Origin of the sequence: Streptacidiphilus jeojiensis (assembly GCF_042510965.1) — a bacterium.
Lineage (GTDB): Bacteria > Actinomycetota > Actinomycetes > Streptomycetales > Streptomycetaceae > Streptacidiphilus > Streptacidiphilus jeojiensis.
The window spans coordinates 636,189-662,149 of the sequence record NZ_JBEUKS010000003.1 but is presented as its reverse complement, the minus strand read 5'-3'; the positions used below and the strand labels follow the sequence as shown (position 1 = coordinate 662,149).

Below are 25,961 nucleotides of genomic sequence, written 5' to 3'. Positions count from 1 at the left end.
CCCTGGTGTCTACTTCCGTCTATCTTGCTGGTTCGCCGGGAAGTTGAGAACGGGGAGTCGGGACGCCGCGCGTAGGCCGCTACCTGTTCGCAGAACTATGCCTCTCGATTGAGGCTGTCGGTGTCTCCGGAGCTATGCCCGTGATCTTCCATAAGGTTGGATGACCAGCCTGCCTACCTGCGGAGATGTGGTCAGGCACTTCGGAGGTGGGAGATGGCAAAGCCCGTGGGGGCTCACTCGTGGGTGCAGCGAATCCTGTGCGCTGCGCTGGTCGCGTGCGTGCTGGCGAATGCGGCGGCAGCTGCGGCGGCGTGGCATCGGTACCAGCTACTGCTGGCGGCGCCTCCGCAATCCACGACCTACAGCACCGACGCGCTGATGAGGGCCGAGATGTGGTTCGACAATGTCATGGGCTGGCGAAACGCGATGCTCGTCGCATCCATCCTGCTGCTGGTCGCGTGGCTGGATCGCATGCGCGGACTCGCCGACGGCATCTGGCCTGAAGGACAACGACGCAGCCGAGCCTGGCTGATCTTCGGGTGGGGGCTCCCGGTCGCGAACCTGTTCGTCCCCAAGATGTTCCTCAATGACCTGTGGGCCGCTGGACGCCCTGGGCACCGCCGCGGCCACCCGCTGCTGATGCTCTGGTGGGTCTCGATCCTGGTGGCCTTCGGGTCCTCCGGGACGATGCTGCGAGTTCGGAACGGAGCCCACGCAGCCCAGGCCATCGACCAGATGCAGCAGGTCATGGTCTGTGACGCCCTGTTCGCCATCGCCGCCTGCTTGACGCTGGCTGTCATCCGACGTCTCAGCAGCATGCTGGAGCATGCGGCGCGATCGGCACCGCTTCCCAGTGCTCGTCCTCAAGGAGTCCAGGGGAGCCTGGCCGCCATGTGAGGGCCAGTCCAGCGAGCGGTAGCTTCCGCGCATGCGGCCCGGCAACACGGGCAATCGTCGCGTTTGACGCATAGCCCGCTACCTGTTCGCAGAACTACTCCATAGGCAATCCGGCGCAGCGGGTGACGAGGTGTGCGTGTTGTTGACCGCCGCGTCGGGGTTCCCCCATGAACGGTGGCATCGGACCGTGGAGATGCAGCAGCACGCAGCGGTTCTATCCCTGTTCGGATCTCCTGGGTCGCGGGGGATGAGCCTCTCAAATACTTTGTGTCTACTACTAGTCACTCAACGTATTCATGGAGGTTTTCGTGCGTCGTCTCATACCTACGGCGATCGCAGTGTTTGCCGCCGGCCTGAGCATCCCTGTGTCCGCATCCGCTGCCCACGCCGTCGTGCCCACGCGGGCAGTCGCGGCCGCCTGCTCGATCACCACTCCCTCCGGCGGTTGCTACTCAGCCGGTGAATTCTGCAGCAAGGCCGAGTTTGGACAGTCGACCACGGCGGCTGACGGCGAAGCGATCAAGTGCGTGCAGGACGGTCAGTTCCTGCGCTGGCTCGGCAGCAGTTCGACCACCGCCGCAGGTTCGGGAACCACCGCGAGCACCGCGACCGGGCAGAGCAGCACATCCACGAGCGGGACAACGGCGACCGTGCCCCTTGGCGGGATCGCCGCGGGTGGGGGCGGGCTGGCCTTGGCCGCGAGCCGGCAGGCCGCGCCCACCCAGGACAGTAGCCTCGGGCTGCCCACCGGCCTGGCAGCAGGTGCACTGGCGGCCGGCCTCGGTAGTGTGCTCGTCGTACGCAAGCGCCGCGCCGCCAACCGGCGCTAAATGTCCGCCAGCATGAGCAGTGGTGGTTGCAGTCCCGCCGGTTGGCGTATGAGACGGCGATCACCGCACTTGAGAGCGGCTCTGCGGCTCTTTGTCCGTCCAGGATTCTGGTTCGCCGTGGCGGCGGCCTGCGTGGCGTGGGGGCTCTTTCCGGCGGGCGTCTTCTCGGACCCCCCATCGGACGCCGCCTCCGCCTTTCCGGCAGAGCCGCCGCACCGTCTGAGCGTGCCGCAGATCGCGGAAACCGCCATCGCCACGGTACCTAGCCCTGCCCGCGGTGTCGCACCGGTCTCTGCACCCGTCCGGCTGCGCATCCCCGTCATTGGAGTGGATGCGAGCGTGGGGACAGTCACGACGAATCGAGACGGAGCTCTGGAGCCGCCGGCGAGCGACACTGCGGTCGGATGGTGGCCGAAGAGTCCCTCGCCCGGCATGCTCGGGGCCGCCGTGATCGTGGGTCATCTGGACTCGCGGACCGGACCCGCGGTCTTCGCCGGACTGTCCATGCTCACGCCGGGTGACAGCATGTCGATCCAACGGGCCGACGGCAGCACGGCCGTCTTCCGGATACGCCATCTCGTAGTCTTCACCAAGTCCGATTTCCCAACCGCGGAGGTCTACGGTCACACAGCCAACGCGCAGCTACGGCTCATCACCTGCGGCGGTGCCTACGACCGCGTCGCGCAAACCTACCTGGGCAACCTCGTCGTCTTCGCCGACCTCGTCTCAACGGGGTCAGTCCCGTGAGCGATGGCATGACTCCTAGACGGAGTCCGAAGCTGGCATCTGCGAACCGGGGGGCGTCGGCTCGATCCGAGGTGATACGGGGAGTCCCGGGAGCGGCGGGATCGCCGATGACCGGCAGCAGGGGTTAAATCGTCTATTAATAGGCAATACGCGCGTTTAGCGCATAAGCCGCAATCTGTTTATAGAACGATGCCTGCATGACTTCCCGTAACTAGATCATTCACTTGGCACCCCCCGCCGCCGACGGGGCCGGTAGCGCCAGACCTTCAACTAGCCCTGCCCGCTGGGGAGCTGACACCCCGAAAGAGGGTGGCTACGCAGGTTGCTCCATCGCACGCAGTGACGACAGCAAGGAATCCGCACCACTTCCGCAACAGAGAGTGGCATCTACGCGCGTTGCCAGCCGACGTCAATATGCCATGCGTCACACTGGGGAGGCCTGGCATAGCACCCGCATTAGTCTGTGGCACCCCCGATGGCACTGGGTGCCTTGCAATCACAGGTGACACCCGCGCAGGCCAACGCCATGACCGGCCGCAACTCGCGGTCTAGACCTTCGCTCGTCCGACACCGTGTGCCGCCACCCATCAGGCCTGACGAGGCGGATGAGGCGCCCGCACGTGCGGATACAGTTGCCGACTACCTGACTTGGTGCGTCATCGGCTCGTGGGAATCCCGCGGGGTCCACGAACGCTGGGCCAAGAAAGGGGCGGGCGAATGACCTCCCACAAGGATGACGAGTCAGAAGACCGCAGCACAAGCAAGAAGGCCTGGCGGGCCCTGTGGCTCGCTAGGGGACTGATCGGACCCGCGTACGCGATCTACAGGATCGCGCGGGAGGTGATCCTTCCTCACCTGTAGCATCGCGCGGCCCCGGCCGTGGATGACGACCGGGGCCCTTGCGTTGCGAAATTGCCTCACCCTCTGTCCACCAAAGACTCGGGGGGTGGGGCTCTTTCTTTGCCAGTAGCACCAAAGGGCCTACCAGACGTATCGGCACGCCGAACATGTGACGCAGTTCACATGAGATCTAGGCGACGTGCCTATCCTGGCCCAAAAAGGCGCGACTGCGAAATGCTTCACTGCGATCCGAGCACCCCTTCGGCCCAACTACCACACCGCCACACCGCGTCGTCGCAGGTAGGAAGCAAGACCTTGTTTGCAGTGTGACTTGAATCACACTTGAAACCGGAACGCCAATCCGCAGTAGACATTCCAGCATGTGGATGCCGCCGGAGGAAAGGTGGCTACACAGGGCTTCCTCAAGACTTCAACGTGTCACGGATGTCATGTGCTATAAGCGGGTACCCAGAGGCCTCGCCGAGCGGCTTAGGGCCGCTCAACTCGTTGGACTAGCCCCGGGAACAGTGGGAGCGCGGGCGGTGGGGATCATAACGGCCAGCCATGGATAATAGCCGCGTTTGACGCATAGGCCGCTACCTGTTCTCAGAACTATTCCTCTACGGCACCGGTCCGCAGAGTGAGGTGGTGGGTGTGGTGTTGACGGTGAAGGCACGCTCGCTAGGCACGGCATCGCCAGGCCCGTCCGGCGGATCATGCTCCAGTCGCCTCTGGCCTGAGTCGCTGCCGTACTCTCCATGGCCATGTTCAAGTGGTGGGATGTGGTGCCGGATGACGAGCAGCAGCACTGGATGTTGGATCCGTTCGTGACTGTGGGGCCACTGCGTTTCGGTATGAGCCCCGGCGAGGTAGTGGAGGTGCTGAGCGGCCTTACGGGGGAATCCCAGCGGCACAAGCTTCACCTTCCTGCGGCCGAGCCCATGGCCATGGTTGTTGAGGGCGAGTATCGGAAGTTCGAGCTGAAGCTCTACTACCGGCAGGAACGTCTGGCGGGCGTGGTGGTAGACGCGCTCCGCGGCCCGCAGGTCCTCGCTGACGGCATGGCAACCGTCGGCAGGATTCCCTCCGTCGTAGAGCAGTGGATGCTCGACCGCGCCGAGGCCCGTGAGCCTAATGCCGAACTCTCCTTACATGGCCGCGGGTGTTCCTGGGTCGGAGTCGCTGGGCGTCGTGGTCGATGTGCAGCGGGCCGGAGATCACCTGCTGACACGGCCGGTGTTCGTGCCTCGCGAGGCCCTGGACGACCTGCCCCACTTCCTACCCCGGGAGGCGTGGTCTGCCTGCTGACAAACCGTGACGGTCGGGAAGAGTAAGGCCGTCTATCCCGGCGGCGGGTCAGTCCAGTGAGAGATCAGACCAGCGAGCGGTGGCTTCGTCGGCTGGGAATCGCTTCGCCGCTGGGAACCCTCTTCAGCGCTGACATGCCTGGGTAGATGATGACGCAGTGACAAGCATCAGCGAGGACCATGTGAAGGTCCACTTCCGGATGGACGTGGACGAGGATGGCTGGCCGCCGGCGAGCGTCGAAAGTCTGTGGGCGGTTGACCTTGGCGACGGGACCGTGCGGCTCGTCAACATCCCTTGGTTCGCGCGTGGTGTCGCCAGTGACGACATCATCCGGGTAGAGGTTGACGAAGAGGGCGTGCGCTGGGCCATGGAAACGGTCCAGGCGTCGGAGAATTGCACGATCCGGCTGATTGTGCTGAAGGACGGGGGCTCGATCCCTGCCCGGCAGAGCGTGCTGGAGGACTTCCGCCGACTCGGCACGACCGGTGAGGGGATCGAGCAGTACCGGATGGTCGCGTTGGACATCCCACCAGATGCGGACCTCCCGAGGATTCGGAAGCTCTTGGAACACGGCGAGTCGAAGGAGTGGTGGCACTGGGAGGAAGGGTGCGTCACCGCCGCCTGGCGGGCTGGTGCCACGGGGTAGCGGACCCACCCGAACCCTCGGCGCCTGGGCAAGACCATTCAGGCACAGGTCCGAGGCCATAGCCGCGTTTGACGCGTAGGCCGCCGCCCGACAAGGCGACCTCTCCCACGCGCCTCACCCGATCAGGTCCGGGAACGGGTCGAGGGGCTCGACAGCGCGCCGCATCATGCAGTTCTTCTTCCCCACGGGCCGCTCGTACGCGAAACCGAGGCCCTCGTAGAGGGTGCGCGTTCCGTTGTAGAGGTACGAGGCTGACGTCCTCGTACCTTGCAGATCATGCGGATAGGCCTCCACCAGACCGCCGCCGGCCTGGGCGATCAGGTCGAGGGCTCCTTGGACGGCGAGAGCGGCAACACCTTTGCGGCGATACTTCTTGTCGACGAAGATGCAGGTGAGACGGTAGCGAGGCAGCTCGGCGAGGTCGGCCTCGTACTCCTTGCGGAAGTAGATGTGCGGCAGTTCGTCCGGAGAGCCGTACTGGCACCAGGCGACCGCGACCGCGTCGGCGCACACCAGCGCCGCGTGCGCACGCCCCCGCTGAACCAGTGCCTGCTTCCACTCCCGGTTGCCCTCGGGGCCCGCGGGATCCTCCTTGAAGTCCTTGCCCACTCCGCGGTGGAACCAGGTGCACCAACAGCCTCCCCACACGCCGTTGTGCCGTTCGGCCAGCCCAGCGAACAGGTCCCAGGTCTCCGGGCCCAGCGGCTTGACCGTGAAATCCGTCATGGCGTCCCCTCCCAGTCGTCGCCCCGAAAGTCTCACGACGCACTGACAACGCCTCGGAGACGACATGCCGCCGCGTTGATTGCGAACTTGCGCGACCATGCAACTATTCTGGCGTGCACGGCGTCATACCGCTGTGAACGCGGGTGATGGCGCGAGCATCGTGTGAAGGATGGGGGCTATGGCGGACTCATGGGGTTGGCCGGGCGGTGCCGGACCGGGCGGAGCGGGCGCTCCGCCCCGGCCGGTTGGCCGGATCGGTCAGCAGGTGGCGCAGATGAGCGGTCCGCTCTTCGCCGACGAGTATCCGGACGACTCCGCGCACCCAGGCGCGGTCGACTTCGGCCAGAGCCCCGAGGGGCGTTCAGGGCTGGAGCCCGAGCCGCGCCGGCCGGGGCGCGCACAGGCGCGGCGCGCAGCGGCGGAGGCCGGCCCTGAGCCGGGTGCGCCGACGGCGATCGGGTTTCTGGTGCTGATCCTGGTCCCGCTGCTGGGGTCGGTGGTGACCGGCAGCGGGCTGGGTCTGCTGTTCACCATCAGCGCCGTGCTGGCGTCGGTGGCCTCGGCGCTGCTGGTGGCACGACGCGCGCTGTGGTGGATCGTGACGGCGACTCCGGTCGTGGTGCTGCTGGTCGCGCTCGTTGCCAGGGCCGCGGGGGCCCCGGCCGGGTCCACGACCGCCGCCAAGCTGGCGACGGAGCTGTTGGGATGGACCGCGCAGGCGTTCCCGGTGATGGCGATCGCCACGGGTGCGGCGGTTGCGGTGACGGTGGTCCGAGCGGTGCGGGACAGGCGTGCGAAGGAGCAGGGACATGGTTGACCAACGTACGGAACGCACCCGCAGGGCGGCACCCCGCAGGGCGAGCGGGCGCTCCAAGCTGCTGCTGGTGGGCCGAGCTGTGGCAGGGGCGGCGTCGGCCGGGGTGCTGCTGACCGCGGGGGTGTCCTGGTATACCTACCACTCGCTGACCACGGGGATGAAGACCTCGGACGCCCTTTCGGTCAGTCAGAGGAACGCCCCGCCGAAGGCGCTGGACAACTCGGTGAACCTGCTGCTGATCGGACTGGACAGCCGCAAGGACATGAACGGCAACAACCTGCCCGACTGGATCGTCCAGGACGAGCTGCACGCCGGCGGCTCCAGCGATGTCGGCGGGTACAACACCAACAGTCTGATCCTGCTGCACATCCCGGCCGGCGGCGGCAAGGTACAGGCCTTCTCCATTCCGCGCGACGACTACGTCCAGACGCTGAACGGCGACGGATCATCGCAGGGGATGCACAAGATAAAGGAGGCCTACGGCCTGGCGAAGTCCGCGGCCGAGACCAGGCTGCAAGCCCAGGGCGTCACCGGGGCGGCGCTGGAGCAGCAGAGCCGGGAGGCCGGGCGTGAGGCGACGCTCACCACTCTGCAGGCCTTCCTGGGGGTGCGGATCGACCACTTCGCCGAGGTCAACCTGATGGGCTTCTACGACATCGCGCAGGCGGTGCAGCCGATCACGGTGTGCCTCAACGAGGACACCTCGGACCCGGCGATCAGCGGCCAGGGCTCGGGGGCCAGCTTCCACAAGGGACTGAACACCCTGAACGCGGCCCAGGCGCTGTCGTTCGTGCGCCAGCGGCACAACATCGCGGCCACCGCCGCCAACGGCGGCGGATCGGACTTCGCCCGCACCCACCGCCAGCAGGCGTTCATCTCCTCGGTGGAGTACAAGCTCAAGCAGGAAGGCCTGTTCAGCGACCTGGGCAAGATGCAGGCTCTGCTGGACGTGGTCAAGAAGGACATCGTGCTGGACAACCAGTGGAACATTCTGGACTTCGCCCAGCAGGCCCCCAATCTGACCGGCGGCAAGGTGGTGTTCAACACCCTGCCCATCACCGGGTTCGCCCGCGAGAACGGGGAGGACGTCAATACCGTCAGCCCCAGTCAGATCAAACGCATCATGCAGCAGCTGATCGGCCACGACCCGGCCCCGGCACCCTCCGCCTCCTCCCCCGGCAGCTCCGCCCCGGCAACGGTCCGAGCCGCCCCGGCGGTGGTGGACGTACTGAACGGCTCCGGGGTCACCGGCGGCGCCGCCGCCGAGTCCAAGGCGCTGGTCGCCCTGGGCTACACCGCCGGACAGGTGGCCTCGCACAGCGCCCGCTCGCACACCACCGTGCTGTACGGAACCGGGGCCGACACCGCGGCTCAGCAGATCGCCGGGAAGCTCGGCGTCGCCTCCGCGACCGCGAGTTCCGCGGTGCGGGCCGGGCATGTCGAGGTCATCCTCGGGGCCGGATTCAACCCGCCCACGACAACCGGCACCGGAAGCGGAAGCGGTTCGGATCCCGCTGCCGCGAGCAGCACCGGCACCACCGCGCCGGTCGCCGTCCCGATGCAGGGGGCGGCCGTGCAGGCCGGCGGCATCCCCTGCGTCGACTGACCGGCGGAAACCCAGCGATTATCTAGTCACCGGGGCTAGGAACTCGGGTCGGCACGGGACCAGTCGTCGGACAGGCCGAGGTGTTCCCGGAGCGCGCGCCGGCCGGTGTCGGTGAGAGCGACGGCGCGGCTGGTGCCGATCCGGGTGATCCAGCGGGAGTCGAAGGCGTGACGGCATACGGCGGCGCCGACGGCTCCGGCCAGGTGGGGGCGGCGTTCGGTCCAGTCCAGGCAGGAGCGGACAGGCGGACGCCGTGTGTCGGACGGAAGGGTGATGCCGAGTTCCTCCAGCCAGGCGGTCCCCTTGCCGGTGAGCGTCAGCCCTTGCTCCCAGTCCAGCAGTCCCCCATCGGTCATGGCCGTGGTGACCGCGACGCCGAGGGCGCCGGCGAGGTGGTCGTAGCAGGTGCGGGCGCGGGCCAGCGCCCGCGCCCGGTTGACGGCCGGGAGCGAGTGGGGTGCGGAGGAGCGTCGAGGTGCCATCGAGGCAAGCTTCTCGATCAGCTCCGCCGTAGCGGGGTCGGCCAGCCGAACGTAGCGATGACGGCCCTGACGCTCCTGGGCCAGCAAGCCCCCGGCGACGAGGAGGTTCAGATGCTCGGTCGCCGTCGAGGCGGCCACGCCGACATGGCGGGCCAACTCGATCGCGGTCCATGCCCGGCCGTCCAGCAGCGCCAGGCAGAACCCCGCGCGGGTACCGTCGGCGAGCAGACCGGCCAGGGCGGCCAGGTCCGGGCCCTCGACATGCGCGTCACGGATGCTCACATCGCCCATCATCCACCTGGGATCCTTCGGCGCGCGCCGAAGCGTCCCCGTCCTACGGTCGAGTCCCATGAACACCTTGACGCCGGGCGGCGCGCCCGTCGGGACTCCGGCGGATCACGTGACCATCACACCGAGCATCCTGTACTTCGGAACACCGGTCGTGCTGCTCTCCACGGAGAACGAGGACGGCTCGTTCAACCTTGCGCCGATGTCCTCGGCCTGGGCACTGGGCCAGGTGATCGTCCTGGGCGTGGGGGTCGAGGGGCAGACCGCGCACAATCTCCGCAGCCGACCCGAGCTCGTGATCAACCTGCCCGCGCCGACCCAGTGGTCGGCGGTGGAGCGGCTGGCGCCGCTGACCGGGCGCACTCCGGTGCCCGTGAACAAGCAGGGCACCTTCCGATCCGAGCGCGACAAGTTCGCGGCCGCGGGCCTGCGACCGATGCCCTCCACGTTGGTCCGGCCACCTCGGGTCGCCGACTGCCCCCTGCAACTGGAGGCCCGTGCCGCCCGGGTCCAGCCCGACGTCTCCGGCAGCTTCCTCATCATCGAAGCCCAGGTGCTCGAGGTCCACGCAGATCCGCGCATTGTCGTGCCCGGCTCTCAGCACGTCGACCCCGCCCTGTGGAGTCCGCTGATCTACAACTTCCGCCACTACTACGGACTCGGCCCCGAGCTCGGCCACAGCTTCCGTTCCCAGACACCGCGCTGACGGTGATGGCCAGGCTTTGGGCGGGTGTCCCCGGGACGGGCGGAGGCCCCGCGTTCGAACCACCCTGGTCAGGCCGCGATCACCGCGACCTCCACGCAACCGAGGCCCGGGTCGCCCCGTAGACCACGGCAGCGCATCCTCCCAGGCCCAGGCTCACACCCCACGCCCGGTGTGCGGGCACGCCCTGCACGAAGGTGAACAGGAGCTCGCAGAGCACGGCTACAAGGGCACCGACGGCGAGGCTGAGGCCGAGTGTGCGGACGACTGGCATGGAGGGCTCCTGCAGGTACGTGGGGCAACGGCACCCTATCCCGGGCACCTGCGACCCCCTGCTGCGGGTCTCGCGGCCACCTCCACGCATCGGGCCCGTACACGAGCGCGACGGTCGCGCATCCCCATGGGCGCCCTCCCGGGATGCGCGACCGCGGCATCAGCTCTTCGGCTTCTGTCCGCTGCTGCCGGGCTTCTCACGCCAGTTGGCCGACTGCGACGCCCGGCTGTTCGCGTTGACGTTGGCTACGGCTTCGTTGATCGCGTCGCCGAACACTTCGCTGATGAGCGCCCCGATCTCCGTGCGGGCGTCGACCGAGGTATTCGCGTCGATGTTCACCTCGCTGCCTTGGACATCGCGGATGTACGCACCGCCGAACGTCCAGGGGTGGCGGTTGACCGCTGGGTGGACGTTGATGATCAGGACCGTCCCGTCCCTGAACTCTGCTCTGATCGACTTCTTCGTCGTGCTGTTGCGGTCTTCCCAGGCCCAGCTGCAGTCCCGGACGTCGTCGCCGGCGAGTTCGAAGGCCCGGATCGTCAACTCGGTGGGTGGTACGGGTGCTGCCACGGTGATCCCCCTCTTCGGGGGCACGCCACTGGTACCGGATTGCCCGGTATGCACCCCCGCGTTCAGTCTGACCTGCCCCGGCCCGCCCCGCTACCGGTTCGCCCGAAGGATCAACGGCTTCTCGGCATATGCCAGTGGCTCAGCAGCGTCCCGATCGCCCGCCCCCGGGCGCGGGCGCGGGACGTGCCTTGTCGTGATGGGCCTGGTCCTGGACCCGCCGTGTGGCAGATCGGGGGTGATTCCCACTAGCCTCTCCCACGCCCCGGTCGAGGTGATCACATCCCTTGTCCGGGCCCACCGGCAGCGCCCGCTGCCCCAGTCGGGGGGACCCAGGTATGAGTGACCCAATTCTCGTCGTCGGCGCAGGCCCTGTCGGTCTCACGGTGGCGGGCGAGCTGGCGCGGCGGGACGTACCGGTCCGCGTCGTCGACGCGCTCCCGGCACCCACCACCGAGTCACGTGCCATCGTCGTCCACGCCCGCAGCCTGGAAATGCTCGACCGCATCGGCCTGCTCGACGACGTCGTCGCGTCCGGGATCAAGGCCACCGGCATCGAGATCCACGCGTCGGGACGCGTCCTGACCCATGTCGACCTGGACATCGTCGACAGCCCCCACCCCTACTCGGTCCTGACGGCGCAGACCGAGACGGAGCGCATCCTGACCGAGAACCTGGCCAAGCACGGGGTCCAGGTGGAACGAGGCCTCGCCCTGGTCGGCCTGGAGCAGGACGCGGACACGGTACGTGCGACCCTACGCGGCCCGGACAGCGGCGACCAGAGCGTCGCGGCCTCCTGGCTGGTCGGCGCCGACGGCGCCCGCAGCGCGGTGCGCCACCAGGTCGGATCCGCGCTGGAGGGCTCGTTCCACGGCGAGCGGTTCCTGATGGGCGACGTGCACGCCGATCACGACTTCGATCCGCGCTCGACGTACACCTTCTTCTCCGCGCACGACGGCCCGCTGATGGTCTTTCCGATGAAGGGCGACCGGATGCGGCTGATCGCCCAGATCCCCACCGCCTCCACGGACGAGGCCAGCCAGGCGTGGCTGCAGCGCATCGCCGACGAACGGGCCCCCGGGCGGCTCCGGATCCACGACTCGCTGTGGCTGACCTGCTTCGAGGTCCACCATGCCCAGGTCCCTCAGTACCGGTACGGGCGGGTCTTCCTGGCCGGCGACGCGGCCCACATCCACAGCCCCGCCGGCGGGCAGGGCATGAACACCGGTATCCAGGACGCCTTCAACCTCGGCTGGAAGCTCGCCGCCGCCCACCGGGGCACCGCATCCGAGACCCTGCTCGACAGCTACCACGCCGAACGCCACCCGGTCGCGGCACGCGTCATCGAATTCAGCACCAGGCTCACGCACCTGAGCACGCTGGCGAACCCTGTCGCCCAGAAGCTGCGCAATGCCGTGCTGCACACGGCCACGGGCATCGGCCCGGCCCGCCAGGCCCTCGCCGACGAGGCCGAGGAGACCACGCTGACCTACCACGGCAGCCCGGCCGTCGTGGGGTCAGTGGCGCACGCGAGGGTCCGCAGCGGGGACCACCTGCCCGACGTGTCCGGCACAGACCTGCGCAGGGTGCTGTCCGCCGAGACCGGACACGTCCTGGTCACCCTCGGCCCGCTCGCGGCCGCCACAGAACTCCCCGGCGTCCGGCAGGTCCTGCTGGCGGACAACGATGCCGCGGTCGCCGGCTTCGACACCGTGGTCGCCGACCCGGACCGCCGTGCGGCATCGCGCTTCGGCCTGACGTCGGGCCGCATCATGGTCCGCCCCGACGGCTACATCGGCGCGATCTGCGACGGGCAGGACGAGGAGCCCATCAGGGCCTACCAGAAACTGACGAGCACTCCCGAATAGTGCGCCGCCGGCGCGCCTGCATCCGGGCGCGCCTGGACGGCGCCGACCATCCACATCAATCGGACAGGCACCGGACAGGGGGTGCACTGGCGCCGCGTACTTAGGTATGGCTAACCTAAGCTCACTGCTCCCCTGCACTAGCGAGGTCGGCCACCCATGCCCCTGTCCCTGGTTCCCCCTGCCCTGCCGCAGTTCGCGGCAGCCGCACCCTCGACACCGCTCGGCCCGTTCGCGGACAGCGCTGTCGCATGGACCACCTGGGTCACCCTGATGGGCTTCGTCGGGCTGACCGCCCTGGCCCTGCTGGCCGTCGGCCCCGCAGCCGCCCGAACCGCGCCCGACGCGGTTCCGAACCTGACCGTACGGCTCGCCCGGGCCGCGGTCGTCATCGGCCTGCTCGCCGTCCCGGCCGTGCTCACCGACCTCGCCCACAGCGCGGCCGAGAGCGGGGGCTACGACTACGCGGCCGCCTGGAACTCCCTCTACGACGGCAGCAACGACGGCCGGCTGTCCGGCCTGGAGGTCACCTTCTCCCTGCTGGGAGCCGTGCTGCTGGCTCCGCTGACGGTCCGGCAGATCGCCGCAGGCCGCGGACGCCGATGGCTGCTCGGCGCCGGCCTGACGGCGGGTACGGTCGCGCTCGGCACCACCAAGTTCCCCGACAAGACGCCCGACGACTGGGGCCGCACCGCCTTCGAGACGCTGATGTGGATGCTGCACCTGATCGGCGGCGGCGTCTGGCTCGGCGGACTGGCAGGCCTGCTGCTGGTCGCACTGCCCGGCGCACTCCCCGGCCCGCTCGCAGCCGCGCAGCGCACCGCCTTCTGGTCCGCGACCCTGCGGCGCTTCTCCGCCTGGGCCATGGGCTGCGTGGCCGCCATCGCCCTGTCCGGCCTGTTCCTGTACTGGGAGCACGTGGACGGCCCCACCCAGCTGCTCACCACCATGTACGGCCGGGTGCTCGGCGTGAAGATCCTGATCTTCGGCGGGCTGCTGCTGCTCGGCATGTTCAACCAGTTCTGGCTGCACCCCCGGATCGAGGCCCTGCGCGCCGCCGGCGACCAGCGCCCGCTCACCACCGTGCTGCTGCGCACCTTCCCCGTGGTGGTCGGCGTCGAGGTGCTGCTGGCACTGGCGGTCCTGTTCGTCGCCCCCTTCCTGCACGGTTCCGCCCGCAACCAGGCCTACCAGGCCGACCTGGCCAAGCACGCCACCGCCGGCGCCGCATCCGGCGACACCCGGCCACTGCCCAAGCTGGCCGCCAAGCAGGCAACCGCCTCCACCTGGGCCTGGGGCACCACCGAGACCCTCGCCGTGATCGCCCTGATGGCCGGCGGCTACCGCGTCTCCGGCAACCTCTCCCGCCGCCGCACCGGCGCCATCGCACCGACGCCTGCCTCGCGACCGGTGCCCGAGGCCGGCTGAGCCGTGGTCAGGAACGACTGGAGCTGCTGTCCCTCCGCCGCCGAGTGAGGAATCCCTCCGAACCGGCGGCGGTTGCTCCCACCATGACCGATGACGCAGACAAGACCGAGAACGCCCTGCTCCAACTCCTCGCCGACAGCGACGGCGGCGTACTGGTGACCCTCAAGCGCGACGGGCGACCGCAGCTTTCCAACGTCACCCACCACTACGACCCGCAACAGCGCCTGATCCGGGTCTCGCTGACCGATGACCGCGCCAAGACCCGCAACCTGCGCCGCGACCCGCGCGCCAGCTACCACGTCACCAGCTCGGACCGCTGGTCCTGGACCGTCGCCGAGGGCACCGCGGAGTTGACCCCGGTCGCCGCCGACCCCGATGACGCCACCGTCGAGGAACTGATCGACCTCTACCGCTCCGTACGCGGCGAGGACCACCCCGACTGGGAGGACTACCGCCGCGCCATGGTCGCCGACCGCCGCCTGGTCCTCAAGCTCCATGTAGACCGTGCCTACGGCCAAACCGGCCGCGGCTGAACCCAACCGGGCCGATGCGCGCCCCCGCTCCGCGCGCAGCGGGGGCAGTCGCCGACTCGCGCCCGGCGCCCGCCACCGGTCACTCGCCCCCGGGCGGGCGCCAGTCCACCGGCGGCGGGAGCGTGCCCTGGGCGATCGTGTTCGCGTAGACGCTCTCCAGGGCCTGGCTGAGCGGCCCGACCAGCTCGCGCGGCAAGCCGTCGAAGAACAGGCGACGCACGAGTTCCACATGGCCCACAGCCGCGTCCTGGAGCACCTTCCTGCCGTGCCGGGTCAGCGTCACCTCCGTGACGCGCCGGTCGTTGGCAGACAGGCTGCAGCTCACCAGATCCCGGTTGGCCATGCGCCGTACGTGGTGTGACACCCGGCTGCGCTCCCAGCCGATCTGCGCGGCCAGCACCTTGATCGACATCAGGCCCCCATCGGCGACACTCAGAGCCGTCAGGACGTCGTAGTCCGGCAGCGACAGGTCGCTGTCGGACTGCAGCTGACGATTCATCTCATAGGTCAGCCGCAGCTGAACCCGGATGTACGCCAGCCAGGCCCGCTGCTGTTCACCGTCGAGCCACCCGCCCTCGGGCGCCGGCGCGCCACTGTTGTCATTGCGTGACATGTCACCTAAGCTTTCTGTCCAGCACCACCGTCGAGGCGCGCCGCTCCCACATCATCGCGCGCGGACCGCCGGGAGCAGGAGGTACCCATGCCGTACGCAGCAGTGCTCACCGGATACGGATCGCCCCAGACGCTCGTATGGACGGAAGTCGCCCTGCCCGCGCCCGGACCCGGTCAGATCAGGATCCGCGTACACGCGGCGGGCGTCGGCCCGACCGACCTGAAGATCCGGCGCGGCGACCTACGGAAAGTCTTCCCGCTGCCCGACCCCGCTGTTCTCGGTTTCGAGGCCGCCGGCACCGTCGACGCCCTCGGACCGGGCGTGACCGGCGTGTCTCCGGGTGACGAGGTCGCCGCCCTACTGCCCACGCTCGGCGGGTACGGCGAATACGCCCTCGCCTCGGCCTGGACCCTCAAGCCGGCCACCGTCAGCTGGGCCGACGCGGCGGCGCTGCCCGCCTCGGCCGAAGCCGCCGTCGGCGTCCTGCGCCAGCTCGGGGTCGCCGCCGGCGAGACGCTGCTCGTCCTCGGCGGCGCAGGCTCGGTCGGGGTGATCGCCACCCAACTGGCGGTCTCCCAGGGCCTGACCGTCTTCAGCGCCACCGGCCCGAGTGATGAGCAGTTCGCCAAGGATCTCGGTGCGATCCCGGTCCGCTACGGACCGGCGCTCCTCGCGCAGATGCGCGGGCACGTCGGCACAGTGGACGCCGTCCTCGACGCGGCCGGCAGGGGCGGCCTGCGCGACGCCGTCGAACTGGCGGGCGGCCCCGCCCGCGTGATCACCCTCGCGGACGAGCACGCAGCCGACTTCGGCGTCGCCCTCTCCGCCCCCACCCCGGACCGCGCCCCCGACGCGGTCGAGCAGACCATGCCGCTTCTCGCTTCCGGGCACCTGCGGCTGCGTGCCCAGCGACTGCTTCCGATGCGGGACGCCGCCCAGGCGCACGCCCTCCTCGAAGCGGGCACAGCGCACGAAAAGATCATCCTTACCGCTTAGCGGCACGTCGCAGCGCACTGTTCGGATCGACCGTGGGAGGAGTGGGATGGAGAGCCCGATCGAGGTAGTGCGCAGGTTCTGCGCGGCGTGGTCGGACAACGCCGGGGCCGCCGAACTGGCCGCATTCTTCACCGACGACGCCGTCTACCACAACATCCCGCTGGCGCCGATCACCGGCCGGGAGGCCATCGCCGACACCATCGACTCGTTCATCCGCCCCGGCCCGCCCGGTATCGAGCACATCGACTTCCGCGTCATCAACATCGCAGCGAACGGACCGGTCGTGATGACCGAGCGGGTCGATGTCTTCACGCTCACCGACAAGACGTTCGAACTGCCGGTCATGGGAACCTTCGAGGTCACCGACGGCAAGATCAACTCCTGGCGCGACTACTTCGACATGAATCAGTTCACCAGCCGGATGGGATAGGGCCGGACCTCATCCGCTCGAGTAGTTCGCTTGTGGAATCGCAATTCAGAGTGTCCTGAGCGTCGAGCAGGACCTCAGCAGGCAGCGTGGTCCGTTACCACGGTGCCAGGCTGAGGCCTGCCCGCCCTCAGCCTGCCGCATGGGCAGGGAGCGCGTAGATGCTTGATCAGGTGACGTTGTGGGTGCTCGGCATCGCCGGGATTCTGGCCGCAGCGCTGACCGCCGGGAAACTGCTCATTGACCAAGCCGGGGAATTGCTTCGCGCCTGGAAGCGCCTCATGGCGGCCTGGCGACAAGAGGAATGACCGTGGCGGCGGCGCCACCGGCCCGCTCTCCGGACTTTCCGGAGGCTTCAGCCTGTCTCGCCCGAGCGCGGGCTTGTGCACGCAAGGGCCTGTTCGACCAGGCCGCGCAGTTCCTGATCCTGGAGAACCATCGGGTATCCACCGTCCAAGGGGGATACCCGATTGATGGTCAGACGACGGTCGGTCTGCTGAGCCGTCATCAGCGCGGCCCGGATCGCCGGGCTGAGCTCGCCCATGCGGATCAGGGCCCGGAGCGCGTCGCGGATGAACCCGAAGGCGCCACCACCGTCCGCAATCGGCAGCACGAACTCTTCCAGAACCTGCAGGCTCGGTTCGGTCCGGCCCGTGATCGACCACAGGGTGATCGCGGCAGTGAGCCGGAGCCATCGCGGACCGTGCTCCATGGCGAGCCGGACCCTGTCCGCGTAAGGTGCCGCGTCGCGGCCGAAGTCGGCCAGAGCGCCGATCGGCCCGTACTCGGGCTCCTCGGCCGCCAAGACCGCGTCTCCGAAAAACCGTAGTGCCGCCGCACGATCCCCGCTGATGCGCGCGGCAGCCGTGGCAATCGACCTGTGATTGGCCGGATGGTCCAGGACCCTGCAGGTGCGCAGGGCCGGTGCAGCTGAGGCAGCCGCCGGGCCCATCGCTCCCAAGATCCCGGCCACTCTGAGCGAGGTCCGGGTGTCGGCCAGCAAGGGCAGCAGTTCGGGCAAGGCCGGCAACGCCGCCTGGCCCCACGCCTCCAGGGCTGCGAGGGAGCCGGAGGGCAGGCCGCCTCGAGGCCAGTCCTGCCGCATCATTTCCCGCAGCGCAGGCAGCAGAACGTCCACGTGCTCGCGGAGTGGGATCAGTACGTCGGCGATCTCCGGCCGTCTCGGTTCACCAGTGGCGTAGCTGCGGAATTGCTCCTCCCCTTGCGCACGGAGTTGCTCCATCAGACCAGGCAGGGCGCGCGGGTCACCTATCCGGGTCAGGGCCCAGCGGGCGAATTCGCCAACCGTTCCGTCGAGGTACTCGTCGGCCCCGTCGTCGTCGAGCAGTTCGGCGAGCCGGTCGGCGTACGGGGTGGCCGCCGGGCCCAGTACCGCCAGAATGTTCGCGGCCCGCAGCCGGACCGCGCCGTCCGCACAGTTCAGCAGGCCGCCGGCCAGCGGCAGCAGGGCAGCCTCCGCCGAACGCCGCTCGGTCAACAGCCGCCATCCGAGATCCAGTGCCGCCTGGCACAGCTCGACGTCCCCCAGCCGGCCCCCCGTCTCCAACAACCGGACAGCGAAGGACAGTTCAGCGTCGGGATCGTGAGCGAGCAGTCGGGCGGTGGACCAGACCAGGTCCTCGCGGGTCCAGGGACCCTCGACGGCAGGGGTGTACCAGACCTCTTCGAAGCGCGGTCGCAGCGCGCGATCGGTGAACACCTCGATCAGCCGGTCCAGCTGACGGACCGGCAGATCCCGGTCGACGGCCGCGGAGGCGTGCACGGCCGCGACCCACCACACCGGATCGTCCCCGCCCAGCACCTGTGCCAGTGCCGCCCTCGCCTGGTGGACGGCGACGCCGCCACCCCATTCCGTCCCGCCAAGGGCAAGCAGCAGCGGGAGACGGACCGTCGGGTCGGTCTCCACCCGCCACCGCTCCAGCAGCCGGACGATCCCGGCGCCCAGAGGTAGCGCCGCGCGCCGCACCGCTGGGTCCGGATCCGCCAGCAGCGCCCACGCTCGCGTCCAGTCCTCGTCAGCCAAAGCCGGTGCCCGCATCGCCACCAGCAACTCGACCAGGGCGACCCGGGCGCCCATGGCCGGGTCGGCAGCGAGGGCGACCACGAACGGCAGGGCAGCTGCCGCCGCGGACGGCGGCCGCTCCTCGTTCCTCGGGACCAGGGAGGAATGAAGCGGATAGCAGTGCTCCTCCGTCGCCGCCGGACCCGCCAGGGCGAGCAGCCGAAGCGCCCGCGGCACCGCGTCGGCCGCTTCGCGCGGATGTGCCGTCTCCAGTTCGTGCCACGCCACAGAATCCAGCCCGTCCAACGGCCTTCCCGTCACCGGAACCCCGTCCTGTCCACCATGTCGTGCAGTCCCCCTCCGGCTCGACCGTCATGGTCCAGGAAACCCGCCGTCCTGTCGCGCGAATTCGTGCCGCATTGGCCGTCGCTGTGCTCCTGTTCCCGCAGTACGGGCTGATCCACGGTTTCGCTGTAGCCGCTCCCCGCTCTCTCCCTGGAGGCTTCCCTGTGGACCAGCAGAGCGGTCCTTCGGCCGAGGGGTGTCAGGAGCCCCGGGCCGGGTGTGGCTTGCGGTGGGCTTGATCCGGCAGCGGGCGGCCGGGGCGCATGACCGCTGAACCGTCGGTACCCCGAGCGCGGGCTCATGCGCCTGGACGGAACGCGGGCACCACGCGACCATCTGAGGCACCACCGCGACCGTCTCCGGAAGGCAGGGCCTCCATGACCTCACTCCACCTTCAGGGGCGTACCGCTCTGGTCACCGGCGGAACCCGGGGCATCGGCCGGGCCACCGCGCACCGGCTCGCGCAGGCAGGTGCGACGGTGCTGTTGACCGGACGCTCGGAGCAGCACGCCAAGGCCGCCGCGGAGGAGGTACAGGCGCGGCACGGCACCACGGCCATCGGGCTGTCGCTGGAGATGACGGACCCGGCCGGCATCGAGGCGCTGATGGCACGGATCGCCGAGGAGCACCCCGAACTGGACATCCTGGTCGCCAACGCCGGAGTGATGGGCGTCGGCGCTCTCGGCTCCATCCCGGCCCCCGAGGTGCGGAGCGTCGTCGAGGTCAACGTGCTCGGGACCTTCGCGGTGCTCCAGGGCGCGGCGCGGATCATGGCTCCGCGCGGACGCGGCTCGATCGTGCTGCTCACGTCGCTGGTGGCCGCCCTGGGCGTACCGGGCATGGCTTCCTACGCCGCTGCCAAGGGGGCCATCGCGGCGTTGACGCTCAGCGCCGCCCAGGAACTGGGCCCGCAGGGCATCAGGGTCAACGCCGTCGCGCCCGGAACGATCGAGACCGACATGCTGGCGCCGTATCCCCGCGCCGTCCTGGACCAGACCGCGGCCCGAACGCCGTTGGGAAGGCTGGGCACCGCCGAGGACGTCGCCGGGGCCGTGGCCTTCCTGGCCGGCGACGACGCCTCCTTCATCACCGGCCACATCCTGGCCGTCGACGGCGGTTTGCAGCCCTGAGGGGACCCCATGCCCGGCTCAGTCCACCAGGTCCGACCAGGTGTTCAGGTTCCCGTCGTCGACAACCAGCTCGTGGTAGCCGAACCGTTCGCCGAGCGTCAGGAAGCGCTGGTACCGAACCTCGCTGACGGGCATGAAGTACGCCTTCAACGCCCTCCTTGGTGAGCCCGGACAGGCCGAAGTCCTCGTCGAAGGCGTCGAGGTCGGAGGCGTCGTGCGGATCGGTCATGGTGGTGTACCTGAGTAATGTCAGGCTGGAACTGGCCAGCCAAGCCGCTGAGGGAGTCCTGCTACCGCTTGGGGGCAGGCTCCGCCGCTCGGACTCCTGCGGACTCCTGCTCGGCGAGCCGGATGGCTATTGTGGCCAGTTGCTTGACCCGATCGGCGAATTGGCCGTCGTTACGACGGTGCGGCATGGGATAGAGCTTGGTGTCGACGGCCAAGGTCAGCTCGTTCCGGAGCGCCCTCATCACTTCCGCCCTGGACGAGGGGGGAAGGCTTGCCACGAACAGGTATCCGGAGGCCGCGTCGCGGCGCATCTGCTCACTGACGGCGGGATCGGTCACCCTCGAACGCAGGAAGCCCACGGTCCAATCGAAGAGACCGGACGTTGCGAACCAGTCACAACTGGGATCGTCGTCAGCCAGGCTGATGAGCTTGGTCACTGTGCCTCCCCGCTCTCGCACGACAGGTGCCGATGTGCGCCCCGATCCCGGCCACACGGTCCCACATACCTCAGAAGTCCCCCACTCATTTTGTGTACTCGGCGGTCTGAAAGACGTGCATGGCGACCTGTCGGGTGGCGACGGCTCTGGCGGGCGGCCCGGCTGTCGCTCGGTGAGTCAGCTCCTTGGTGGTACTGGTTTCACCATCGGACCGGGTCCTGGGCGCATGGCACGCACGGGGTGTGGTGTTCTAGGTTCGAGCTGTGATGATTCCTCCCGGGCTGCGGCGCTCGGTCCTGCGGGCGCGGCGGGACGCCGGTTTCCTGGCTGCCGGTGTGCTGCCGCACCTGGGCCTGGTACCGGTGTGGAGCTGGGGCCTGACGATCACTGCCGAGACCGGGAACTGGCCGCTCACGCTGCCCGTCTCGGTCGCCCTGATCCTGCTCGGTGTGCCGGTGCTGACGGCGGTTCAGCGGGCCCGGTACCGAGTGCTGCTCGGTGTGTTCCTGCCCCGGCCGACGCCCGCGCTGGAGCGGCACTGGTCGTGGGCGGCGCCCGCCCGTTGGCTCCGCTCGCCGCGCACCTGGGGGCAGCTCGGCTACCACCTCCTGCTGGGCCCCGTGCTGGCGGTGACGGAACTGCTGGTGCTCATGGCGCTGCCGGTGGGCCTGGCGGGCGCCACCTGCTCCGCCTGGGCGTGGGCGCTGCCGGCGGAGGTGCGCACGGAGTGGTTCGGCGCGACGCAACTGCCGTGCTACACGCTGGGCGGACTTGTCCTGCTCTGTGCCGTGCCGTGGGCGGCGGGGGTGGCGGCCCGCTCCGAGTCGCGTGCGGCGATGGCTCTGCTCGGGCCCAGCCCGGCCCAGCAACTCCGCGAGCGGGTGGACGAGTTGGACCAGAGCCGGACCGGCCTGATCGAAGCGGTCGACGCCGAGCGCCGCCGCATCGAGCGCGATCTGCACGACGGCACCCAGCAGCGGTTGGTCTCGCTGGCGGTCAACCTGGGCCTGGCGATGGCCACTCAGCCCGACCTGCCGGCCGGAGCCCGCGAAGCGCTCGCCGGGGCGCATCTGGAGGCCAAGCAGGCGATCGAGGAACTCAACGACCTGGTACGGGGCCTGCATCCGGCCGTGCTCGAGGACCGCGGCCTGGACGCGGCGCTGTCCGGCCTGGCCGCCCGGGCTCCCCTGCCGGTGCGCCTGCGGGTCGAACTGGAGCAGCGGGCGGCGCCCGCGGTGGAGTCGGTCGCGTACTTCGTGGTCTCCGAGGCGCTGACCAACGTGACCAAGCACGCCTGCGCGACGCGTGCCGAAGTGACCGTCCGGCGGGTCGGTAAGGTGCTGCGGGTGAACATCACCGACGACGGGCTGGGCGGGGCCGACGCCCGCGCCGGCACGGGACTGAGCGGGCTGGCCAAGCGGGTCGGCTCCATCGACGGAACCCTGAAGGTCAGCAGTCCCGTCGGCGGACCGACCACAGTGGCGGCGGAGTTGCCGTGCGAGCGGTGATCGCCGAGGACTCGGTGCTGCTGCGGGTCGGCCTGGTCAAGGTGCTGGAGATGGGCGGGTTCCAGGTCGCCACCGAGGTCGGGGACAGTGAGGCGCTGTTGGCGGCGGTGGCCGAGCACCGGCCCGAACTCGCACTGGTCGACGTCCGGATGCCGCCGGGCTTCACCGACGAGGGGGTGCGCGCCGCCGTGGAGATCCGTCGGCGTTGGCCGGGGACGGCGGTGGTGCTGCTGTCGCAGTACGTGGAGGAGCGGTACGCGGCCGAGCTGCTCTCCACCGACGCCGGCGGCGTCGGCTACCTGCTCAAGCAACGCGTCGCCGATGTCGAGGAGTTCGTGGCGGCGGTGCGGCGGGTGGCGGAGGGCGGCACGGCACTGGATCCGCAGGTCGTCTCACAGCTCCTGCTACGCCGCGACCTGGACCCGCTGGAGCGGCTCACCCCGCGCGAACGCGACGTCCTCGGCGCCATGGCCGAGGGCCGCTCCAACGCCGGCATCGCGCAGGCGCTGGTGGTCAGCGAGAGCGCGGTGGCCAAGCACATCAACAACATCTTCGCCAAACTCGACCTCCCCACCGCCGACGCAGACCACCGCCGCGTCCTCGCAGTGCTGAGGTTCCTGGCAGCCTCAGCAACATGACCGACCGTCCCCGGGCCTGACGAGCGTTGTCTGCTCGGCCCGGGCCGGCCTGCTCTGTACTTGTTGACAAGGCAGCAGCCCTCACAGCCGAGCCGATTCACGGCTCGGCTCCTGCGTTCCGTGTGGTCGTGTGGTCCTTGCTGAATCCCTGTGCGGACCCGGGCAGCGAACTACCTATGCGTGACGGATTCCCCATCAGGCCACGCTGCCTAGGTTGGTCCCGTCAGCAAGTTCAACCACCAGTCGGGAGAGTTCACATGACCGCCTACGCCATCATGCACGTCCGCTCGGTCCGTCCCAGCCCGCAGATCGCCGAGTACCTGCAGCGCATCGACGCCACCCTCGACCCGTTCCAGGGGCGGTTCCGCGCCCACGGGGACGACTTCGAGGTCCTCGAGGGCAGCTGGGGGCCCGCCGTGATCGTCCTCGAGTTCCCCGACCGGGACCACGCCCGCAGCTGGTACTCCTCCCCGGCCTACCGGGCGATCGCGAAGCTACGCACCGACAACATCGACGGCGACATCATCCTGGTCAACGGAGTGCCACAGGGATACCGCGGAGCGGACTCGCTGAACCACTGACACCACTCGCGTCTGCGAGGTCTGCCGTGGCCGGCTATGAGAACAACTCAAGGGTGCCTGTTCGGATCTCGCCGCCCCCGGGGGGAGAGAGAAACCCGCTCGGTGGCGGCGATCGGCCGCGCCTGGGGCTTCAGCGACCCTGAAGCAGCGGCTGGACCGCGCTGGGGTACTCAGTCGCCCTCGGCGTTGATGTGGGGCAGCACCCGGTCCAGCCAACGCGGCAGCCACCACGCGCTGCGGCCGAGCAGCGTCATGACTGCGGGCACGAGCAGCAGGCGCACCACGGTGGCGTCCACCAGCACGCTGACGGCCAGCCCCAGGCCCAGCATCTTGACGGTGATGTTGTCGCTGAGGATGAAGGCCGCGAAGACGCTCACCATGATCAGCGCGGCGCAGGTGATCACGCGTGCGGTGATCTCCAGGCCGTGGGCGACGCTCGCCCGGGCGTCGCTGGTGCGCGTCCAGGCCTCGTGGACCCGGGAGAGCAGGAAGACCTCGTAGTCCATGCTCAGGCCGAAGACGATGGCGAACATCATCATCGGCACGTAGCTCTCGATCGGCACGGTGCCGGACACTCCCAGCGCGGGACCGCCCCAGCCCCACTGGAAGACCGCGACCACCACGCCGTAGGAGGCGGCGATCGACAGCAGGTTCAGCACCGCGGCCTTGACGGCGACCAGCAGGCCCCGGAAGACCGCCAGGATGATCAGGAACGCCAGGGCGACCACGACCGCGATGATCAGCGGCAGCCTGCTCGCGATGATCTCCAGGAAGTCCAGTTGGGCCGCGGTCGTGCCGGTCAGGTAGGCCTTGGCCGGGGTGCCGGCCACGCCCTGCGGCAGGGAGACGTCGGTGAGGTGCCGGTAGAGCCGGGTGGTGGCGGCGTCCTGCGGTGCCGCGCTCGACAGTGCCGTGGCGATGAGCGCCTGACCGTCGCTGGTGGGTTGCAGCGGGCTGATGCTCGCGGCGCCGGGGACACCGGTGAGCGACTTGGTCAGGTTGGCGGACAGCGTGGACCGGTCCGCGGCGGGGACCTGGCTCTGGTCCACCACGATGGTCAGCGGACCGTTGGCGCCCGGCCCGAAGCCGGAGCTGATGAGGTCGTAGGCGCGGCGGTCGGTGAAGCTGGTGGGATCGGCGCCGTCGCCGATGTGGCCCAACCGGATGGAGAACAGCGGGATCGCCAGCACGCCCACCACCACCAGGCCGGCCAGCAGGAACCACCACGGGCGCCGCTGCACCCGGTGCGCGTAGCGGTGCCAGCCGCCCTGGGCCTCGGTGCCGGCGCCGTTGGTCCCCTCGGCCACCGGGGTGCGCACGCTGAGCCGGTCGATACGGCGCCCGACCAGCCCCAGCAGGGCCGGCACCAGGGTGACCGCTCCGAGTACCGCCGTGATCACGGTGACGCCGGCCGCCGCCCCCAGCTTCCCGATGAAGCCGACCCGGGAGACGTACAGTCCGGCCAGGGCGACGATGACGGTGCAGCCGGAGACCAGTACCGCGCGTCCGCTGGTGGCCACGGCCCGGCCGGCCGCCTCGACCGGGTCCTGGCCGTCGATCAGACGCTGGCGGTGACGGGTGGTCAGGAACAGCGCGTAGTCGATGCCGACCCCCAGGCCGATCATGGTCGCCAGGGTCGGTGACACGCTGGCGAAGGTGAAGGCGGCGGCCAGCAGGCCGAGGCAGCCGAGCCCGACCACGACGCTGATGAGCGCGGTCAGCAGCGGCAGTCCGGCGGCGATGACGCTGCCGAAGCCGATCAGCAGCACCACCACCGCGACCGCGAAGCCGATGGCCTCGCTGGTCAGGTCGGTGGCCTTGGGCCTGGCGAGCTCGCCCAGCGGGCCGCCGTACTCGACCTGGACCCCGGCGGCCCGGATCGGCGCCACGGCGGCGTCGACGCCGGAGAGGTAGCCCTGGCCCAGGGAGGTGGGGTTGGCGTCGAACCGTACCGTGATGTAGCCGGTCCGGCCGTCGCTGGACACGGCTCCCGGGGGTGCCGGCGGCAGCGGATTCTGCACGGACAGCACATGGGGCAGGTGCTGCAGCGAGGTGACCGCCTGGTCGACCTGGCTCTGGGCGTCGGTCAGCGGCCCTTTCGGGTCGTGCATCACGATCTGCGCCCCGGTGCCGCCCGAGCCGGGAGCGTGGGCGCTGAGCACGGCCAGCCCCTGGTAGGACTGGGTTCCGGGCAGGGAGAAGTCGTCGGAGTAGGTCCCCCCGAAGGCGCTCTGCAGCGCGTGCACACCGACCAGGGCGATCAGCCACACGACGATGACCACCACGAAATGACGTGCGCACCACTGTCCCAGCCGCTGCAGGACACCTGCGGACATATGCACTCCTAGAGATTGTGAGCGTCGTTTGGTGTCGCTGGGGGTAGACGCAGATGCGCTCGCATTTTGCGTTCATACCAGGACACTCAGGTCATGCCTGTGCAAGCGCGCGGGTGACTCGGTCGACGCCGCCCGAGGTCAC

Annotated in this window: 25 protein-coding genes; 18 read left to right on the top strand and 7 right to left on the bottom strand. The window is 69.4% G+C overall.

The features are described from left to right. Positions 1-213 precede the first annotated feature (213 nt). The 5 genes from ABUW04_RS12010 to ABUW04_RS11990 all read left to right on the top strand — a co-directional run bounded on the left by ABUW04_RS12010 (position 214) and on the right by ABUW04_RS11990 (position 5,268). The gene (locus ABUW04_RS12010; RefSeq protein ID WP_380564505.1) at positions 214-897 is read left to right on the top strand and encodes a DUF4328 domain-containing protein; all 684 of its coding nucleotides are present in this window, start codon (positions 214-216) and stop codon (positions 895-897) included. 296 nt (positions 898-1,193) lie between these two features. Beyond that, a complete protein-coding gene (locus ABUW04_RS12005) occupies positions 1,194-1,727 on the top strand; it encodes a hypothetical protein (RefSeq protein WP_380564504.1) in 534 nt (177 codons plus the stop codon). Positions 1,728-1,952: 225 nt separating this feature from the next. Further along, positions 1,953-2,474, top strand: coding sequence for a class F sortase (locus ABUW04_RS12000; RefSeq protein WP_380564503.1), 522 nt, complete (start codon positions 1,953-1,955; stop codon positions 2,472-2,474). A gap of 1,598 nt (positions 2,475-4,072) precedes the next feature. After that, positions 4,073-4,648, top strand: coding sequence for a hypothetical protein (locus ABUW04_RS11995; protein WP_380564502.1), 576 nt, complete (start codon positions 4,073-4,075; stop codon positions 4,646-4,648). Between the two features lie 131 nt (positions 4,649-4,779). Then, complete coding sequence (locus ABUW04_RS11990) at positions 4,780-5,268, top strand: DUF4265 domain-containing protein (RefSeq protein WP_380564501.1); 489 nt, start codon at positions 4,780-4,782, stop codon at positions 5,266-5,268. A gap of 114 nt (positions 5,269-5,382) precedes the next feature. Here ABUW04_RS11990 and ABUW04_RS11985 read toward each other — a convergent pair whose 3' ends face one another. Beyond that, entirely contained in the window at positions 5,383-5,994 is a 612-nt protein-coding gene (locus ABUW04_RS11985) for a GNAT family N-acetyltransferase (RefSeq protein WP_380564500.1), read from the bottom strand. A gap of 274 nt (positions 5,995-6,268) precedes the next feature. Between ABUW04_RS11985 and ABUW04_RS11980 the strand changes: the two genes are divergently transcribed. Beyond that, entirely contained in the window at positions 6,269-6,811 is a 543-nt protein-coding gene (locus ABUW04_RS11980) for a DUF6542 domain-containing protein (protein ID WP_380564499.1), read from the top strand. Continuing rightward, complete coding sequence (locus tag ABUW04_RS11975; protein ID WP_380564498.1) at positions 6,804-8,417, top strand: LCP family protein; 1,614 nt, start codon at positions 6,804-6,806, stop codon at positions 8,415-8,417. Before ABUW04_RS11980 ends, ABUW04_RS11975 begins: the two co-directional genes overlap by 8 nt. 35 nt (positions 8,418-8,452) lie before the next feature. Here ABUW04_RS11975 and ABUW04_RS11970 read toward each other — a convergent pair whose 3' ends face one another. Then, positions 8,453-9,190 carry an ArsR/SmtB family transcription factor gene (locus ABUW04_RS11970; protein ID WP_380564555.1) on the bottom strand — a complete coding sequence of 246 codons (738 nt, stop codon included), beginning with the start codon at positions 9,188-9,190 and terminating at the stop codon, positions 8,453-8,455. A gap of 58 nt (positions 9,191-9,248) precedes the next feature. Between ABUW04_RS11970 and ABUW04_RS11965 the strand changes: the two genes are divergently transcribed. Further along, entirely contained in the window at positions 9,249-9,893 is a 645-nt protein-coding gene (locus tag ABUW04_RS11965) for a flavin reductase family protein (RefSeq protein WP_380564497.1), read from the top strand. A 430-nt stretch (positions 9,894-10,323) separates the two neighbouring features. Here ABUW04_RS11965 and ABUW04_RS11960 read toward each other — a convergent pair whose 3' ends face one another. After that, positions 10,324-10,734: a hypothetical protein gene (locus tag ABUW04_RS11960; protein ID WP_380564496.1), complete on the bottom strand. Its 411-nt coding sequence runs from the start codon at positions 10,732-10,734 to the stop codon at positions 10,324-10,326. 335 nt (positions 10,735-11,069) lie between these two features. On the opposite strand from ABUW04_RS11960, the gene ABUW04_RS11955 reads away from it, so the two are divergent. From ABUW04_RS11955 to ABUW04_RS11945, 3 genes are all read left to right on the top strand, one after another. Further along, positions 11,070-12,599 (top strand): FAD-dependent monooxygenase, encoded by a 1,530-nt coding sequence (locus ABUW04_RS11955; protein WP_380564495.1) that lies wholly within the window; start codon positions 11,070-11,072, stop codon positions 12,597-12,599. A gap of 156 nt (positions 12,600-12,755) precedes the next feature. Then, positions 12,756-14,024, top strand: a complete 1,269-nt coding sequence (locus ABUW04_RS11950) for a CopD family protein (RefSeq protein ID WP_380564494.1) — start codon at positions 12,756-12,758, stop codon at positions 14,022-14,024. An 83-nt stretch (positions 14,025-14,107) separates the two neighbouring features. After that, positions 14,108-14,557, top strand: a complete 450-nt coding sequence (locus ABUW04_RS11945; protein WP_380564493.1) for a PPOX class F420-dependent oxidoreductase — start codon at positions 14,108-14,110, stop codon at positions 14,555-14,557. Positions 14,558-14,636: 79 nt separating this feature from the next. On the opposite strand, the gene ABUW04_RS11940 is transcribed toward ABUW04_RS11945, so the two are convergent. Continuing rightward, positions 14,637-15,170: a MarR family winged helix-turn-helix transcriptional regulator gene (locus ABUW04_RS11940; protein WP_380564492.1), complete on the bottom strand. Its 534-nt coding sequence runs from the start codon at positions 15,168-15,170 to the stop codon at positions 14,637-14,639. Between the two features lie 87 nt (positions 15,171-15,257). Between ABUW04_RS11940 and ABUW04_RS11935 the strand changes: the two genes are divergently transcribed. From ABUW04_RS11935 to ABUW04_RS11925, 3 genes are all read left to right on the top strand, one after another. Then, positions 15,258-16,166, top strand: a complete 909-nt coding sequence (locus ABUW04_RS11935) for an NADP-dependent oxidoreductase (RefSeq protein ID WP_380564491.1) — start codon at positions 15,258-15,260, stop codon at positions 16,164-16,166. Positions 16,167-16,212: 46 nt separating this feature from the next. Next, on the top strand, positions 16,213-16,596 hold the full coding sequence (locus tag ABUW04_RS11930; RefSeq protein ID WP_380564490.1) for a limonene-1,2-epoxide hydrolase family protein: 384 nt from the start codon (positions 16,213-16,215) through the stop codon (positions 16,594-16,596). 158 nt (positions 16,597-16,754) lie between these two features. After that, positions 16,755-16,901, top strand: a complete 147-nt coding sequence (locus ABUW04_RS11925) for a hypothetical protein (protein ID WP_157623990.1) — start codon at positions 16,755-16,757, stop codon at positions 16,899-16,901. Between the two features lie 47 nt (positions 16,902-16,948). Here ABUW04_RS11925 and ABUW04_RS11920 read toward each other — a convergent pair whose 3' ends face one another. Then, positions 16,949-18,922, bottom strand: coding sequence for a hypothetical protein (locus tag ABUW04_RS11920; RefSeq protein ID WP_380564489.1), 1,974 nt, complete (start codon positions 18,920-18,922; stop codon positions 16,949-16,951). A gap of 416 nt (positions 18,923-19,338) precedes the next feature. Here ABUW04_RS11920 and ABUW04_RS11915 point away from each other — a divergent pair, with 416 nt between their 5' ends. Beyond that, the gene (locus tag ABUW04_RS11915; RefSeq protein WP_030261357.1) at positions 19,339-20,091 is read left to right on the top strand and encodes an SDR family NAD(P)-dependent oxidoreductase; all 753 of its coding nucleotides are present in this window, start codon (positions 19,339-19,341) and stop codon (positions 20,089-20,091) included. Between the two features lie 290 nt (positions 20,092-20,381). On the opposite strand, the gene ABUW04_RS11910 is transcribed toward ABUW04_RS11915, so the two are convergent. Continuing rightward, positions 20,382-20,756, bottom strand: a complete 375-nt coding sequence (locus ABUW04_RS11910; protein WP_380564488.1) for a hypothetical protein — start codon at positions 20,754-20,756, stop codon at positions 20,382-20,384. A 266-nt stretch (positions 20,757-21,022) separates the two neighbouring features. Between ABUW04_RS11910 and ABUW04_RS11905 the strand changes: the two genes are divergently transcribed. The 3 genes from ABUW04_RS11905 to ABUW04_RS11895 all read left to right on the top strand — a co-directional run bounded on the left by ABUW04_RS11905 (position 21,023) and on the right by ABUW04_RS11895 (position 23,483). Then, positions 21,023-22,264, top strand: coding sequence for a sensor histidine kinase (locus ABUW04_RS11905; RefSeq protein WP_380564554.1), 1,242 nt, complete (start codon positions 21,023-21,025; stop codon positions 22,262-22,264). After that, positions 22,252-22,902: a response regulator transcription factor gene (locus ABUW04_RS11900; protein WP_380564487.1), complete on the top strand. Its 651-nt coding sequence runs from the start codon at positions 22,252-22,254 to the stop codon at positions 22,900-22,902. Before ABUW04_RS11905 ends, ABUW04_RS11900 begins: the two co-directional genes overlap by 13 nt. A 257-nt stretch (positions 22,903-23,159) precedes the next feature. Next, positions 23,160-23,483 carry a DUF1330 domain-containing protein gene (locus ABUW04_RS11895; protein WP_030261363.1) on the top strand — a complete coding sequence of 108 codons (324 nt, stop codon included), beginning with the start codon at positions 23,160-23,162 and terminating at the stop codon, positions 23,481-23,483. 170 nt (positions 23,484-23,653) lie between these two features. Here ABUW04_RS11895 and ABUW04_RS11890 read toward each other — a convergent pair whose 3' ends face one another. Then, positions 23,654-25,819, bottom strand: coding sequence for an MMPL family transporter (locus tag ABUW04_RS11890; RefSeq protein WP_380564486.1), 2,166 nt, complete (start codon positions 25,817-25,819; stop codon positions 23,654-23,656). Positions 25,820-25,961: the final 142 nt, after the last annotated feature.

Coding starts and splice junctions, on each gene's coding strand:
- ABUW04_RS11975 (WP_380564498.1), top strand. CDS start 6,804: ATGGTTGACCAACGTACGGAACGCACCCGCAGGGCGGCACCCCGCAGG.
- ABUW04_RS11940 (WP_380564492.1), bottom strand. CDS start 15,170: ATGTCACGCAATGACAACAGTGGCGCGCCGGCGCCCGAGGGCGGGTGG.
- ABUW04_RS11915 (WP_030261357.1), top strand. CDS start 19,339: ATGACCTCACTCCACCTTCAGGGGCGTACCGCTCTGGTCACCGGCGGA.
- ABUW04_RS12010 (WP_380564505.1), top strand. CDS start 214: ATGGCAAAGCCCGTGGGGGCTCACTCGTGGGTGCAGCGAATCCTGTGC.
- ABUW04_RS11925 (WP_157623990.1), top strand. CDS start 16,755: ATGCTTGATCAGGTGACGTTGTGGGTGCTCGGCATCGCCGGGATTCTG.
- ABUW04_RS11935 (WP_380564491.1), top strand. CDS start 15,258: ATGCCGTACGCAGCAGTGCTCACCGGATACGGATCGCCCCAGACGCTC.
- ABUW04_RS11895 (WP_030261363.1), top strand. CDS start 23,160: ATGACCGCCTACGCCATCATGCACGTCCGCTCGGTCCGTCCCAGCCCG.
- ABUW04_RS11945 (WP_380564493.1), top strand. CDS start 14,108: ATGACCGATGACGCAGACAAGACCGAGAACGCCCTGCTCCAACTCCTC.
- ABUW04_RS11995 (WP_380564502.1), top strand. CDS start 4,073: ATGGCCATGTTCAAGTGGTGGGATGTGGTGCCGGATGACGAGCAGCAG.
- ABUW04_RS11965 (WP_380564497.1), top strand. CDS start 9,249: ATGAACACCTTGACGCCGGGCGGCGCGCCCGTCGGGACTCCGGCGGAT.
- ABUW04_RS11955 (WP_380564495.1), top strand. CDS start 11,070: ATGAGTGACCCAATTCTCGTCGTCGGCGCAGGCCCTGTCGGTCTCACG.
- ABUW04_RS11905 (WP_380564554.1), top strand. CDS start 21,023: ATGATTCCTCCCGGGCTGCGGCGCTCGGTCCTGCGGGCGCGGCGGGAC.
- ABUW04_RS11980 (WP_380564499.1), top strand. CDS start 6,269: ATGAGCGGTCCGCTCTTCGCCGACGAGTATCCGGACGACTCCGCGCAC.
- ABUW04_RS11950 (WP_380564494.1), top strand. CDS start 12,756: ATGCCCCTGTCCCTGGTTCCCCCTGCCCTGCCGCAGTTCGCGGCAGCC.
- ABUW04_RS12005 (WP_380564504.1), top strand. CDS start 1,194: ATGGAGGTTTTCGTGCGTCGTCTCATACCTACGGCGATCGCAGTGTTT.
- ABUW04_RS11985 (WP_380564500.1), bottom strand. CDS start 5,994: ATGACGGATTTCACGGTCAAGCCGCTGGGCCCGGAGACCTGGGACCTG.
- ABUW04_RS11930 (WP_380564490.1), top strand. CDS start 16,213: ATGGAGAGCCCGATCGAGGTAGTGCGCAGGTTCTGCGCGGCGTGGTCG.
- ABUW04_RS11890 (WP_380564486.1), bottom strand. CDS start 25,819: ATGTCCGCAGGTGTCCTGCAGCGGCTGGGACAGTGGTGCGCACGTCAT.
- ABUW04_RS11970 (WP_380564555.1), bottom strand. CDS start 9,190: ATGGGCGATGTGAGCATCCGTGACGCGCATGTCGAGGGCCCGGACCTG.